The sequence below is a fragment of the Tahibacter soli genome, assembly GCF_025717065.2.
Lineage (GTDB): Bacteria > Pseudomonadota > Gammaproteobacteria > Xanthomonadales > Rhodanobacteraceae > Tahibacter > Tahibacter soli.
Window position 1 is genome coordinate 661,507 of the sequence record NZ_JAOVZO020000003.1, and the last position, 14,263, is coordinate 675,769.

A 14,263-nucleotide genomic window follows, 5' to 3' on the forward strand; every position below is an offset into this window, starting at 1 on the left:
CGGAGGATTTGCCTCTACAATACCGCTTTTGCCGAAGGCGGACCAAGAAGATGAGCGGTAGCGATGGCGCGCCCCTGGTGGGCGTGGTGATGGGCTCTCGTTCCGATTGGGAAACGATGCAGCACTGCGCCGACACGCTCGCCCGGCTCGGCGTGCCGCACGAGGTGCGCGTCGTGTCGGCGCACCGCACGCCCGATCTTCTGTTTCGCTATGCCGAAGAAGCGCCCGCGCGCGGCCTGCGCGTGATCGTCGCCGGCGCCGGCGGCGCGGCGCACCTGCCGGGCATGCTCGCCGCGAAAACCGCGTTGCCGGTGCTCGGCGTGCCGGTGCAGTCGCATGCGCTCAACGGCCTGGATTCGCTGCTGTCGATCGTGCAGATGCCGGCCGGCATCCCGGTCGGCACGCTGGCGATCGGCCGCGCCGGCGCGATCAACGCGGCGCTCTTGTCCGCCGCGATGCTGCAGTACGCGCATCCGGAAATCGGCGCGGCGCTCGCGCAGTTTCGCGCCGAACAGACCGATACCGTTCTCGACCGGCCGGACCCGCGCGTCCCATGAGCACGGTCGGCATACTCGGCGGCGGGCAGCTCGCCCGCATGCTCGCGCTTTCCGGCGCGCCGCTCGGCGTGCGTTTTCTCGTCGTCGACAGCCTGGCCGATGCCTGTGCCTCGCAGGTCGCGCCGCTGCTCCTGGCGGACTGGCGCGATTTCGACGCGCTCGAAGAGTTCGCGCGCCGTATCGACGTCGCGACGTTCGATTTCGAGAACGTGCCGGCCGAAACCGCGCAGTGGCTGACCGAACACACCACCGTCTATCCGAATCCGCGCGCGCTGTCGGTCGCGCAGGACCGCCTCGCCGAGAAGACGCTGTTTCGCGAAGTGGGTCTGGCGACGCCGGCGTTCGCCGCGATCGACAGCCTCGCCGATCTCGAACGCGCACTTGTAGAAGTCGGCTATCCGGCCGTGCTCAAGACGCGCCGGCTCGGCTACGACGGCAAGGGCCAGTACCGCATCAAGTCGCCGGCCGACGTCGCGCCCGCGTGGGACGCGCTCGGCCGCGTGCCGCTGATTCTCGAAGCGTTCGTGCCGTTCGAGCGCGAGGTGTCGGTGATCGCCGTGCGTTCGCGCGACGGCGAGTTCCGCACGTATCCGCTGACGCAGAACTGGCACGCCGACGGCATCCTGTCGATGAGCCTCGCGCCGGCGCCCGATTCGGACGCGCTCGCGCCGCGGGCGTTCGACTACGCGCGGCGCGTCGCCGAGGCGCTCGACTACGTCGGCGCGTTCGCGCTCGAGCTCTTCGTGCACGAAGGCCGGCTGCTCGGCAACGAGATGGCGCCGCGCGTGCACAACTCCGGGCACTGGACGATCGAAGGCGCGCCGGCCAGCCAGTTCGAAAACCACGTGCGCGCGGTGCTCGGGCTGCCGCTCGGCGACACCGCGTCGCTCGGCGTCAACGTGATGTTCAACTGGATCGGCGAGCTGCCGCAGGCCGCGCCGGTGCTCGCCGAGCCGCGCGCGCACTGGCACGACTACGGCAAGGAACCGCGCGCCGGCCGCAAGGTGGGGCATGCGACGCTATGCGCGTTCACCGCCGAGGAAATGCGCGAACGTCTCGTGCGCGTGGCGCGCGCGCTCGGCCGCGAGGCGCAGGCGGCGCCGGTGCTCGCGGCGCTGTAAAGAACGAGGCCGCCTTGCGGCGGCCTCGTCGGGTATCGCGTCTGCGGGCTTACGCCATCTGCTTGGCGACAAAATCCCAATTGACCAAATTCCAGAACGCCTCGACGTACTTCGGCCGCGCGTTGCGGTAGTCGACGTAGTACGCGTGCTCCCACACGTCGCAGGTCAGGAGCGGCGTGTCGGTGCCGGTCAGCGGCGTGGCCGCGTTCGACGTCGAGACGAGCGCGAGCGATCCGTCCGGACGCTGCACGAGCCACGCCCAGCCCGAGCCGAACGTGCCGATCGCGGTCTTCGTGAACTGCTCCTTGAACGCCGCGAACGAGCCGAACGCCGCGTTGATCGCGTCGGCGAGCTTGCCGGACGGTTCGCCGCCGCCGTTCGGGGCGAGGCAGTTCCAGTAGAACGTGTGGTTCCAGATTTGCGCGGCGTTGTTGAACACGCCGCCGGACGACTTCCTGACGATCTCTTCGAGCGACAGGTTTTCGAACTCGGTGCCCGGGATCAGGTTGTTGAGGTTGGTCACGTACGTCTGGTGATGCTTGCCGTAGTGATAGTCGATCGTCTCGGCCGAGATGTGCGGCGCAAGCGCGTCGCGGGCGTAGGGAAGCGGGGGAAGCTCGATCGCCATGAGGCTACTCCTTGCTGATGGGCTGGGGTCGCGCAGTATACGTGGACTGCAAGGCCCGACTGGAATGACGCTGCTGGTACAATCGCGGGCATCGCGCCGACGGGCGCCGAAGCCTCCTGAGGAAATAATGGACGTTCTTGAACGCATCAAGGCCACGGTCGAAGCCAGTCCGATCGTTCTTTTCATGAAGGGCACGCCGCAGTTCCCGATGTGCGGCTTCTCCAGCCGCACCGCGCAGGCGCTCAAGGCGGTCAACGCCGACTACGCGTCGGTCAACGTGCTCGAAGATCCCGAAGTGCGCGCCAACCTGCCGCGCTACTCGAACTGGCCGACGTTTCCGCAGCTGTTCATCAACGGCGAACTGATCGGCGGCTGCGACATCACGCTCGAACTGTACGAATCGGGCGAGCTCGAGCGGATGGTCCGGGAAACGCGGAAAGGCTGATATGACGAGCCTACCCGCGGGCTGGACGCCCGCCGCAGACACGCTCGCGGGGCGCACGATCCTCGTGACCGGCGCGACCGGCGGCCTCGGCCGCGCGAGTGCGCTCGCGTGCGCGCGGGCGGGCGCGACCGTCGTGCTGCTCGGCCGCAAGGTGAGCACGCTCGAAAAACTCTACGACGAGATCGAAGCGCTCGGCGCGCCGAAGCCCGCGATCTATCCGATGAACCTCGAAGGCGCCACGCCGCGCGACTTCGAGGAACTCGCCGACACGATCGAACGCGAATGCGGCGCGCTGCACGGCGTCGTGCACGCCGCGGCGCATTTCGCCGGGCTGCAGCCGGCGACCGAGATCAAGCCGGAAGAATGGATGCGCGTGCTGCAGGTCAACCTCAACGCGCCGTTTCTCCTGACGCAGGCGCTGATTCCGCTGCTCAAGGCGCAGGACGACGCGAGCGTCGTGTTCGTGCTCGACGACGAGCGTCGCGTGCGCAAGTCGTTCTGGGGCGCCTACGGCGTCGCGAAAGCGGCGCTCGCGGGCATGGTGGCGATCCTGCACGACGAAACCGACAACAGCTCGCTGCGCGTGCAGGCGCTCTTGCCCGCGCCGATGCGCACGGCGCTGCGGCGCATGGCCTATTTCGGCGAAAACACGCTCGAACAGCCCGAGCCCGACGCGAGTGCGCAAGCGGTGACCTATCTCCTGAGCGCCGACGGACGTCCGGCGCGCGGCGGCGTGCTCGATCTGCGCCCGACGACGAACTGACCGCAAGGGGAAACGCGTGGACGCGCAGATGAGCACGGTGTCGGCGGGAATCCTGCTGTTCCTGATCATGGACCCGCTCGGCAACATCCCGGTGTTTCTGAGCCTGCTCAAGACCGTGGCGCCGGAACGCCGGCGCGCGGTGCTGCTGCGCGAACTCATGATCGCCCTGGTCGTGCTGTTCGCGTTCCTGCTCGGCGGCCAGTACATCCTGAAGGTGCTGCAGCTCAAGCAGGAGTCGGTCAGCATCGCCGGCGGCATCATTCTCTTTCTGATCGGCGTGAAGATGGTGTTTCCGCCGAAGGACGGCGGCATCTTCGGCCACAGCGACGGCGGCGAGCCGTTCATCGTGCCGATGGCGATACCGGGCGTCGCAGGCCCGTCGGCGATGGCCGCCCTGCTGCTCTTGACCAATACGCAGCCGGGCAAGCTCGCGCAGTGGAGCCTCGCGTTGTTCGCGGCCTGGGCCGCGACCGCGATCATCCTGCTGTCGGCAACCTACCTCTTCAAGGTGCTCGGCGAAAGCGTGCTGACGGCGCTCGAACGCCTGATGGGCATGATTCTGATCGCGCTGTCGGTGCAGATGCTGCTCGACGGCATCGCCGGCTATCTCAAGACCGCGCCGTTGCATTGACCCGCGCCTGCCGCGGTTCCGGCGGGCGTTCAGAATCTCGGCTGCGAACTCTATTCAAACGCTTGTAACATCGGCAACCGAGCATTGCAGTACCGGAATGGGGAGCATCCCGTGATCAGCGTCGAACGCAGCCTCTACGAGAAATTTCCGCGGCTGGCCGAAGGCGTGGCGCGCAGTTTCTCGCAGCCCGTCGTGGACCTGCTGCGCAAGGTCGTTTGCGAAGACCGCATCAATTTCATGCTCACGGAGTTCGGCAAATACCCGGGCTTCGAGTTCATCGAGCACGCGCTCAACTATCTGGAAGTGAGCTACAGCGTCGCCAACACCGACCGCGAGAACATCCCGGTCGACGGCGGCGTGCTGATCGTGTCGAACCATCCGCTCGGCGCGCTCGACGCGATGACCCTCCTGCAGATGGTCGGCAGCGTGCGCCGCGACGTGCGCATCCTCGCCAACGACGTGCTGATGCACCTCGATCCGATGAAGCCGCTGCTGCTGCCGATCAACGTCTTCGGCGGCGACGGACCCGTGCAGAACGGCATGCGCATGGCGTACCGCGCGCTCGAGGAAGGGCAGGCGATCATCGTTTTCCCGGCCGGCGAAGTGTCGCGCATGCGCCCCAACGGCGTTCGCGACGGCCGCTGGTCGTCCGGTTTCGTGCGCATGGCGAAGAAAACCGGCGTGCCGGTGCTGCCGGTGCACGTCGCCGCGCACAATTCGCCGATGTTCTACGGCGTCTCGATGCTGGCCAAGCCGCTCGCGACGCTGTTGCTCGCGCGCGAAATCTTCGGCGCCACGCGCACGCGCGTCGGCATCAGCATCGGCCAGGCCGTCGCCGCGAGCGAACTCGAACGCAACGGCAGCACGCCCGAGCAGGTCGCCAAGGCGATGCGCCGGCACGTCTACCAGCTCGCCAGGCGCCGCCCGACGGTCTTTACGACGTCGACCGCGATCGCCCATCCCGAATCGCCGCTCGCGGTGCGGCGCGCGCTCAAGCAGCGCGCCGAAGTACTCGGCGAAACGACCGACGGCAAGCGCATCCTGCTGATCGATTCGCAGCCCGACTGCCCGGTCATGCGCGAAATCGGCCGGTTGCGCGAAGTCGCGTTCCGCAAGGTCGGCGAGGGCACCGGCATGCGCCGCGACCTCGACCGCTTCGACGATCACTACCGCCACCTCGTGCTGTGGGACGAAGAACAGCTCGCCGTCGTCGGCGCCTACCGCCTCGGCGAAGCGGGCCGCATCCTCGAGCAGCGGGGCATGGACGGCCTGTATTCGGCGACGCTGTTCGACTACGCGCCGGCCGCGAAGGAGTTTCTCGTCGACGCCGTCGAGCTCGGCCGCAGCTTCATCCAGCCGGCGTACTGGGGCTCGCGCAGCCTCGACTATCTGTGGCAGGGCATCGGCGCGTACCTGCGCGCCCGTCCGCAGGTGCGCTGGCTGTTCGGGCCGGTCAGCCTGTCGGCGACGCTGCCGCAGACCGTGCGCGAACTGATCGTGCACACGCACGGACGTTTCTTCGCCGATCCCGACCGGCTCGCGACCTCTCGCAATCCGTTCCGCGTCTCGCCGGCGATCGCGCGCGAAGCCGACGCGGCGCTCGACGGCAAGGATGCGAAAGCCGCGCTGAGCCTTCTGAAACAGCAGCTTGCGGTGTCCGACAGCGCGATTCCGACGCTCTACCGCCAATACGTCGACCTGTGCGAACCGGACGGCGTGCGGTTTCTCGCGTTCGGCGTCGATCCGCAGTTCGGCGGCTGCGTCGACGGCCTGATCCGTCTCGACCTGCACCGGCTCAAGCCCGCCAAGCGCGCGCGCTACATCGACACCGAGTAAGTCGGGCGAAGCAGGCGGGCACCGCCTTTCGAAGTCCCGTACGGGGTGTGCGGGACTTATACAAAACTGTCATGTGTTGCTGTTAAACTGCCGTTAATGGCTTCGCCTGCGTACGGACGCGCAGGGTCTGGGTCCGGGGAAAAAACCGAAAGTCATCCTGGCCGCGCTCCTGATGGGGACCATCGGCGCGGCTTTTGGCGTGACTCGACGCTGTAACAATTGCAAGCAAACCGAAGGGTGAAACGATGAACAAGCGACTCCGTGTCCGAGTCCTACCGCTGATGCTCGCCTCGCTCCTGGCTTCCTCGCCGAGCTTTGCGCAGAACACCTCCGCCGCGATGAGCGGCCGCGTCACCGACGCGAGTGGCAAGCCGGTCGCGGGCGCGACCGTCGATATCATCCACGTGCCGTCCAACACCACCAAGCAGGTGACGACGGACGCGGAAGGCCGGTTCAACGTGCGCGGTCTGCGCGTCGGCGGCCCGTTCATCGTCGACGCCGAGAAGTCCGGCCTTTCCAAGGCCGAGCGCAAGGACGTCTACCTCAAGCTCGCCGAAGACACCACGATCGACCTGACCATGGGCGCGGACGCCGCGACCCTGGAAGCGGTCGAAGTCACCGCGACCGCCGCGTCGTCGGTGTTCCTGGCCGACAACAAGGGCTTGTCGACCAACGTCACGAACGAACAGATCCAGGCGTTCCCGTCGATCTCGCGCTCGATCCAGGACTACGTCCGCCTCGACTCGCGCATCGTGCAGACCGACAAGGAGCGCGGCGAAATCTCGGCCGTCGGCCAGAACTCGCGCTACAACAACATCAAGATCGACGCCGTCTCGACCAACGACGAATACGGCCTGGAAGCGACCGGCCTGCCGTCGCAGTCGGGCACGCAGCCGATCTCGATCGATACGATTGAAGAATTCAACATCTCCACCGCCAACTACGACGTGACGAATTCGCGCGCGGTCGGTGCGTCGATCAACGCCGTGACGAAGAGCGGTACGAACGAGTTCAAGGGTTCGGTGTACTTCACGTACCGCGACCCGGACATGATCGGCGAGAACGAGCAGGGCGCCGATTTCACCGGCTTCGGCAAGCAGACCAACAAGGGCTTCACGCTCGGCGGTCCGATCATCAAGGACACGCTGTTCTTCTTCATCAACTATGAAGAATTCGAACGCACCAACGTGGCGCCGGACGTCGGCGTGCGCGGCTCGGGCGCGACGAACGAAGCCGGCATCACGCAGGCGCAGCTCGACGACATCGTGCGCATCGCGCGCGACCGCTGGGGCTTCGACGCCGGTTCGCTCAACCCGAGCGGCGACCTGACCGACAAGAAGTACCTCGCCAAGCTCGACTGGAACATCGACGACTACCATCGCGCGTCGTTCCGCTACAACAAGACCGAATCGTCGGTGCCGGTGCTCGAGCGCCTGACCGGCGGCCAGATCTCGCTGTCGTCGTGGTGGTACGACAAGAAGTACGACTTCGAAAACTACGTCGTCAACCTGTACGACGACTGGTCGGAAAACTTCTCGACCGAAACCTCGGTGTCGTACAGCAAGTACTCGAACGAATCGCCGACCAACTCGCGCCTGCCGTCGATGGCGATCGCGGTGGCCGGCCTCAACGGCGCGCCGAACACCAGCGTGTTCCTCGGCACCGAGCGTTCGCGCCAGGCCAACGCGCTCGACGTCAAAACGCTGAACGCCTACTGGGCCGGCGACTACTTCCTCGGCGACCACACGATCAAGTTCGGCGTCGACTACAAGAAGTCGGACACGTTCAACCTGTTCCTGCAGGATCTGTACGGCAACTACTCGTTCGCCAGCATCGCCGACTTCGAAGCGGGCCGTTACTCGCCGCTGCCGTCCGGCTACACCGGCGGCCTGATCGGCGGCAACTCGTACCAGCTCAACGTGCCGATCGGCGGCGATCCGAACAACGCCGCAGCCGACTGGTCGCTCAAGCAGTACGGACTGTTCCTGCAGGATACGTGGCAGATGTCGCCGAACCTGTCGATCCAGTACGGCGTGCGCCTCGACCAGCTCGGCACCGGCGACGTGCCGCTGTACAACCCGGCCGTCCTGCCGGCGTTCAACTACCCGAACAACGCGACGCCGAGCGGTCGCCGCGTGATCCAGCCGCGCTTCAGCTTCAACTACACGTTCGACACCGAGCGCCCGACGCAGCTGCGCGGCGGCCTGGGTCTGTTCCAGGGTTCGAACCCGGGCGTGTGGCTGTCCAACGCCTACAGCACGAACGGCCTGCTCTACACGACGTACCAGGTGGGCAACGCCGGTGGCACGAACTTCTCGCCGGATCCGAACAACCAGCCGACCGGCTCGGCCGTGCCGCGCCAGACGGTGTCGATCACGTCGCCGAACTTCCATGCGCCGTCGGCCTGGAAGGCGTCGCTCGCGTTCGATCACGAGCTGCCGTGGTGGGGCCTGATCGCGTCGGCCGAGTACATCTATCTCGACACGCGCGACGGCGTGATGTTCGAGCACCTGAACCTCGGCGCGCCGACCGGCACGCTGCCGGACGGCCGCAATTCGTACTGGCGCACGCTGGGCGCCACGGCCACGGGTTCGCGCTCGGGTGCGAACGGCCAGTTCGCCGATGTCGTGCTGCTGCGCAATACGCACGAAGGCAAGGCGAGCGCGCTGACGCTGTCGTTGGAAAAGCCGTTCAGCGATTCGTGGACCGGCCGCGTGGGCTGGTCGTACGGCAACTCGACCGAAGCGAACGTCGGTTCGTCGTCGGTCGCGCTGTCGAACTGGAACTCGCTGGCCGTGTACAACGCGAACGAAAACATCGCGCGCACGTCGGCGGCTGAAATCCAGCAGCGCTTCACCGCGTCGCTGAGCTGGCGCCATGCGTTCTTCAGCAACTACAACACGACCGTGTCGGCGTTCTACGAAGGCCGCGCCGGCCGTCCGTTCAGCTACACGTTCTCGAACGACGCGAACGGCGACGGCAACGCCGGAAACGACCTGTTCTACGTGCCGATCGACCAGAACGACGTGATCTTCACGGATGCGACGCAAGCGGCGAACTTCTGGAACTACATCCAGAGCAACGAGTTCCTGAACAGCCACCGCGGCCAGGTCATCAGCCGCAACAGCGCGCGCAGCAAGTGGGTCAACCAGGTCGACCTGCGCTTCTCGCAGGAAGTGCCGGGCTTCTTCGAAGGCAACAAGGGTGAGCTCTGGGTCGACATCCTGAACTTCACCAACCTGCTCAACAAGAAGTGGGGCCACATCGAGGAAGCGCCGTTCAATTCGAACGGCGGCCAGCGCCTCGGCGTCGCGCAGTTCGCCGGTGTCGATCCGACCACGGGCAAGTACATCTACCGCTACCCGCAGGCCGCGCAGTCGTTCGTCACGAAGGACAATATCGGCGAGTCGCGTTGGGCGGTGCAGGTGGGCGTGCGTTACACGTTCTGATCGACGTTTGATCGCGTTACGAAAAACGGCCGGTGCGAACCGGCCGTTTTTTTGCGCGTTACCTGAACTTGACCTGCGCCGACGCTTCCGGAATGCTTGACCGGCTGATTCGTCGCCCTCCCGGGCGCGCGGGGCACGGCGCCCCGCATCCAACCTCCGGTTCCGGCGTCGCGCGGTGCGCGAATGCCCCGAACCGGCCGATTGTGCAAGGCCGTCCCGCAGCGCCACGTGCGCGCCCGCCGGCCGTCTTCGATGGAACGCCATGAAATCAACAGGCAAAGACCTTCCCCGCCACGCCACCGCGTCGGCGCGCATTTCTCCGGCCAACGGCCTCGACGTGCTGTCGCGCAACGAAGTCACGCGCCTGCGCGACGCCTCGCAGCGCGGCCTGCACGCGCTCCTGCGCCGCTGCGCGCTCGCGGTGCTGACGCAAGGCGTCGAAACCGACGACGCGCGCGCGCTGCTCGACCGCTACCCCGATTTCGATATCCAGGTGCTGCAGCAGGATCGCGGCATCAAGCTCGAACTGACGCACGCGCCGGCGCAGGCGTTCGTCGACGGCCGCATCATCCGCGGCGTCAACGAACTGCTGTTCGCCGTGCTGCGCGACATCGTCTACGTCGCGACGCAGATCGAAGCCGGCGGCTTCGATCTCGACGATTCGTCGGGCATCACGCACGCCGTGTTCGAAATCCTGCGCAACGCGCGCGTGCTGCGCCCGCATCTCGACCCGAACCTCGTCGTGTGCTGGGGCGGCCACTCGATCGCGCGCCACGAGTACGACTACACGAAGAAGGTGGGCTACCACCTCGGCCTGCGCGGCCTCGACATCTGCACCGGCTGCGGCCCGGGCGCGATGAAGGGCCCGATGAAGGGCGCGATCATCGGCCACACGAAACAGCGGCGCAAATCGAACCGCTACATCGGCATCACCGAGCCCGGCATCATCGCGGCCGAGTCGCCGAACCCGGCCGTGAACCACCTCATCATCATGCCGGACATCGAAAAGCGCCTCGAAGCGTTCGTGCGCGTGGGCCACGGCATCATCGTCTTTCCCGGCGGCGTCGGCACCGCCGAGGAAATCCTCTACATGCTCGGCATCCTGCTGCACCCGGACAACGCCGGCATTCCGTTCCCGCTGATCTTCACCGGCCCGAGCGAATCGGCCGCGTATTTCCAGCAGATCGACAAGTTCCTGCGTCTGGCGCTCGGCGACGAGGCGGCGAAGCGCTATTCGATCGTGATCGACGATCCGCCGGAAGTCGCGCGCCAGATGCTCAAGGGCATCGACAAGGTGCGCGAATACCGCCTCGACTCGAAAGACGCGTTCTTCTTCAACTGGGCGCTCAAGATCCAGCACGAGTTCCAGGTGCCGTTCCGGCCGACGCACGAAAACATGGCGAGCCTCAACCTGCACCGCAACCAGCCGTCGCACCGGCTCGCGGCCGATCTGCGCCGCGCGTTCTCGGGCATCGTCGCCGGCAACGTCAAAGAGGAAGGGCTGCGCGCGATCGAGCAGCACGGCCTGTTCGAAATCCACGGCGAGCCGGAAATCATGCGCGCGCTCGACGCGCTGCTGCGCAGTTTCGTCGACCAGCACCGCATGAAGCTGCCCGGCGGCAGCGCGTACAAGCCGTGCTACCGCGTCGTCGTCGACTGATTGGGCCGACGAAGGCGGCCGGGCTCGCGATATGCCGCAAAAAGGCTTGACGAGACCCGGCCGAATCTGCAAAATCCCGCGCCTCACGCATTCCCCGATAGCTCAGTCGGTAGAGCAAGTGACTGTTAATCACTGGGTCGGCGGTTCGAGTCCGTCTCGGGGAGCCAGATACGACAAGGCCTGCAGCGATGCAGGCCTTTTTCGTCACCGCGTCGCGCAATCCGGCGTCGAAGCCGGTTCGTGTAATTCCTTTTTCCAGTATTCCCAATAGCCAGATGTGGCGCGAGCCGCGATCGCGTCATTCGACGGCGCCGCACGCCGTCGCGGCATAGCCGGGGTCGACCGCCACGCGGCGCAGGCGGCCCGCGTTGTTCAACGCGAGGGCGCTGGCGCGACTGGCGCCGCGTCGATCGCAGAACGTCAGCGTGACGTTGCTGCCCTCGCTGGTGCCGTCCGCGAGATAACGCACCGAGCGCCTGCCGTTCGACGTCGCGACGGCGACGCCGGGCGGCACGCCGCCGGCGCCGAGCTGCGGTTCGCCGGCGTCGCGCAGGCCGTTGCGATTGCCGTCCTCGAAACTGATCCAGCCGCGTTGCCAGTGGATCGTATCGGCGCAGCCGCCGTCGCCGTTGCCGGGACACACGACGACGTTGCTCGCGCGCACGACGGCCTCGGCACGCGCCTGAGCGAACGCGAGCGTGAGTCCGCTGCGCGCCGTACTCATGCGGTTGCCGGCGACGAGCGACTGCAGCGACGGCAGCCCGGCGCCGAGCGCGACCGACAGCACGACGAAAACCATCACGAGTTCTATCAGGCTCAATCCGCCCTGATTGCGGGGTAAAACGCGATGCATGGCGAGCTCCTGCGATGAAGGAGGCCAGCGTAGGCGTCCGTATCGCGCCGGGGCAGGGCTATCGGGCGCGCCGCCGCGTGGGAGAATTCCGGTTCTCGCCTGCGCGAAGGACGAGTGGATTTCAAACGCCGCTGACACCATATGTCCGCAGAGCCGGCTAACGTAGGCGCGTCCATCGAATGACGAAGGAAACCGCATGACCGACCGCTTTCAACTCGTGGCGCCGTACAGCCCCGCCGGCGACCAGCCGAACGCGATCGCGCGCCTGACGGAAGGTTTCGAGGCCGGTCTTGCGAGCCAGACGCTGCTCGGCGTGACGGGCTCGGGCAAGACCTACACGATCGCGAACGTGATACAGCAGATCCAGAAGCCGACGATCGTACTCGCGCCGAACAAGACGCTCGCCGCGCAGTTGTACGGCGAGTTCAAGGAGTTCTTTCCGCACAACTCGGTCGAGTACTTCGTCAGCTACTACGACTACTACCAGCCCGAGGCCTACGTGCCGTCGAGCGACACGTACATCGAGAAGGATTCGTCGATCAACGAGCACATCGAGCAGATGCGCCTGTCGGCGACGAAGGCGCTCCTGTCGCGCAGCGACGCGCTGATCGTCGCGACCGTGTCGGCGATCTACGGCCTCGGCGATCCCACGCAGTACCTGCAGATGCGCATGCACCTGATGCGCGGCGAGCACACCGACCAGCGCGAGCTGATCCGGCATCTGACGGAGCTGCAGTACACGCGCAACGACCACGAACTGCGCCGCGGCACGTACCGCGTGCGCGGCGAGGTGATCGACGTGTTTCCGGCCGACAGCGAAACCGAAGCGCTGCGCGTGGAGCTGTTCGACGGCGACATCGAAAACCTGTCGATCTTCGATCCGCTGACGGGTTCGATCCTGCGCAAGGTGCCGCGCTTCACCGTGTATCCGAAGACGCACTACGCGACGACGCGCGAGGCGACGCTGCGCGCGGTCGACACGATCAAGGACGAACTGCGCGATCGGCTCGATCTTCTGTACAAGTCCAACAAGCTGCTCGAAGCCCAGCGCCTGCAGCAGCGCACGCAGTTCGATCTCGAAATGATGGTCGAGATCGGCTACTGCCAGGGCATCGAAAACTATTCGCGGCATCTCACGGGGCGCGCGCCGGGCGAGCCGCCGCCGACGCTGTTCGACTATCTGCCGGCCGACGGCCTGCTCGTCGTCGACGAATCGCACGTGACGATTCCGCAGCTCGGCGCGATGTACAAGGGCGACCGCTCGCGCAAGGAAACGCTCGTCGAGTTCGGCTTCCGCCTGCCGTCGGCGCTCGACAACCGGCCGCTCAAGTTCGAGGAGTGGGAAGAACGCGCGCCGCGCACCATCTACGTGTCGGCGACGCCGGCAAAGTACGAACTGAACAAGTCGGTCGACAACATCGTCGAACTCGTCGTGCGTCCGACCGGCCTGATCGATCCGGAAGTCGAAGTGCGGCCGGTGCGCACGCAGGTCGACGATCTGCTCGGCGAGGCGCGCCTGCGCATCGCGATGGGCGATCGCGTGCTGGTCACGACGCTGACCAAGCGCATGGCCGAAAACCTCACCGAGTATCTCGGCGACCACGGCATTCGCGTGCGCTATCTGCATTCGGACATCGAAACGGTCGAGCGCGTCGAGATCATCCGCGACCTGCGCCTGGGCAAGTTCGACGTGCTCGTGGGCATCAACCTGCTGCGTGAAGGTCTCGACATGCCCGAGGTGTCGCTCGTGGCGATCCTCGACGCCGACAAGGAAGGCTTTCTGCGTTCGGAAGGCTCGCTCGTGCAGACGATCGGCCGCGCGGCGCGCAACGTGCGCGGCAAGGCGATCCTGTACGCCGACTCGATCACGCGTTCGATGCGCGCGGCGATGGACGAGACCGACCGGCGCCGCAACAAGCAGGTGGAGTACAACACGGCGCACGGCATCACGCCGCGTTCGATCGTGCGGCGCATCACCGACATCATGGAAGGCGCGCGCAGCGAAGCGGCGAGCGAGAAGTCGCGCGCGGGCGCACGCCGCGACGCGAACCGCAAGGTGGCCGAGGAAGCGGCCGACTACAGCGCGCTGACGCCGGATCAGATCGCATCGCGCATCAAGAAGCTCGAAGCGCAGATGTACAAGCACGCGCAGGATCTGGAATTCGAAGAGGCCGCGCGCGTGCGCGACGAGATCCACAAGCTGCGGACGTTCGGGTTGATCAGCTGACAGGGTTACAGAACCCTCTCCCCCAAGCTTGCTTGGGGGAGAGGGCAGGGTGAGGGGGCGACGCTTCGTACTTTCTCGATCTCGACGAAGACT

At 66.2% G+C, this 14,263-nt stretch carries 11 protein-coding genes and 1 tRNA gene; 10 read left to right on the plus strand and 2 right to left on the minus strand.

The window, feature by feature from the left end; all coding sequences use genetic code 11:
* The first annotated feature begins 50 nt into the window (after positions 1-50).
* Both purE and OD750_RS05395 read left to right on the plus strand, forming a co-directional pair.
* On the plus strand, positions 51-557 hold the full coding sequence (purE, locus tag OD750_RS05390; RefSeq protein WP_263543244.1) for a 5-(carboxyamino)imidazole ribonucleotide mutase: 507 nt from the start codon (positions 51-53) through the stop codon (positions 555-557).
* Positions 554-1,678 (plus strand): 5-(carboxyamino)imidazole ribonucleotide synthase, encoded by a 1,125-nt coding sequence (locus OD750_RS05395; protein ID WP_263543245.1) that lies wholly within the window; start codon positions 554-556, stop codon positions 1,676-1,678. The genes purE and OD750_RS05395 overlap by 4 nt, the downstream gene beginning before the upstream one ends.
* A 49-nt stretch (positions 1,679-1,727) precedes the next feature.
* On the opposite strand, the gene sodB is transcribed toward OD750_RS05395, so the two are convergent.
* Positions 1,728-2,306 carry a superoxide dismutase [Fe] gene (gene sodB, locus OD750_RS05400; protein WP_263543246.1) on the minus strand — a complete coding sequence of 193 codons (579 nt, stop codon included), beginning with the start codon at positions 2,304-2,306 and terminating at the stop codon, positions 1,728-1,730.
* Positions 2,307-2,433: 127 nt separating this feature from the next.
* On the opposite strand from sodB, the gene grxD reads away from it, so the two are divergent.
* The 7 genes from grxD to OD750_RS05435 all read left to right on the plus strand — a co-directional run bounded on the left by grxD (position 2,434) and on the right by OD750_RS05435 (position 11,257).
* On the plus strand, positions 2,434-2,751 hold the full coding sequence (gene grxD / locus OD750_RS05405; RefSeq protein ID WP_263543247.1) for a Grx4 family monothiol glutaredoxin: 318 nt from the start codon (positions 2,434-2,436) through the stop codon (positions 2,749-2,751).
* 1 nt (position 2,752) lies between these two features.
* Complete coding sequence (locus OD750_RS05410) at positions 2,753-3,514, plus strand: SDR family NAD(P)-dependent oxidoreductase (RefSeq protein WP_263543248.1); 762 nt, start codon at positions 2,753-2,755, stop codon at positions 3,512-3,514.
* A 28-nt stretch (positions 3,515-3,542) separates the two neighbouring features.
* Positions 3,543-4,145 carry a YhgN family NAAT transporter gene (locus tag OD750_RS05415; protein WP_263543519.1) on the plus strand — a complete coding sequence of 201 codons (603 nt, stop codon included), beginning with the start codon at positions 3,543-3,545 and terminating at the stop codon, positions 4,143-4,145.
* 111 nt (positions 4,146-4,256) lie between these two features.
* Positions 4,257-5,981, plus strand: a complete 1,725-nt coding sequence (gene olsF, locus OD750_RS05420; RefSeq protein ID WP_263543249.1) for a bifunctional ornithine lipid synthase OlsF — start codon at positions 4,257-4,259, stop codon at positions 5,979-5,981.
* A 281-nt stretch (positions 5,982-6,262) separates the two neighbouring features.
* Positions 6,263-9,430 (plus strand): TonB-dependent receptor, encoded by a 3,168-nt coding sequence (locus OD750_RS05425; RefSeq protein WP_263543250.1) that lies wholly within the window; start codon positions 6,263-6,265, stop codon positions 9,428-9,430.
* Positions 9,431-9,692: 262 nt separating this feature from the next.
* Complete coding sequence (gene ppnN / locus OD750_RS05430; protein WP_263543251.1) at positions 9,693-11,090, plus strand: nucleotide 5'-monophosphate nucleosidase PpnN; 1,398 nt, start codon at positions 9,693-9,695, stop codon at positions 11,088-11,090.
* Positions 11,091-11,181: 91 nt separating this feature from the next.
* Positions 11,182-11,257, plus strand: a tRNA-Asn gene (locus OD750_RS05435).
* Positions 11,258-11,388: 131 nt separating this feature from the next.
* Here the strand turns inward: OD750_RS05435 and OD750_RS05440 are convergent.
* The gene (locus tag OD750_RS05440) at positions 11,389-11,943 is read right to left on the minus strand and encodes a GspH/FimT family pseudopilin (protein ID WP_263543252.1); all 555 of its coding nucleotides are present in this window, start codon (positions 11,941-11,943) and stop codon (positions 11,389-11,391) included.
* Positions 11,944-12,139: 196 nt separating this feature from the next.
* Between OD750_RS05440 and uvrB the strand changes: the two genes are divergently transcribed.
* Positions 12,140-14,170 carry an excinuclease ABC subunit UvrB gene (uvrB, locus tag OD750_RS05445; protein WP_263543253.1) on the plus strand — a complete coding sequence of 677 codons (2,031 nt, stop codon included), beginning with the start codon at positions 12,140-12,142 and terminating at the stop codon, positions 14,168-14,170.
* The last annotated feature ends 93 nt before the right edge of the window (positions 14,171-14,263 follow it).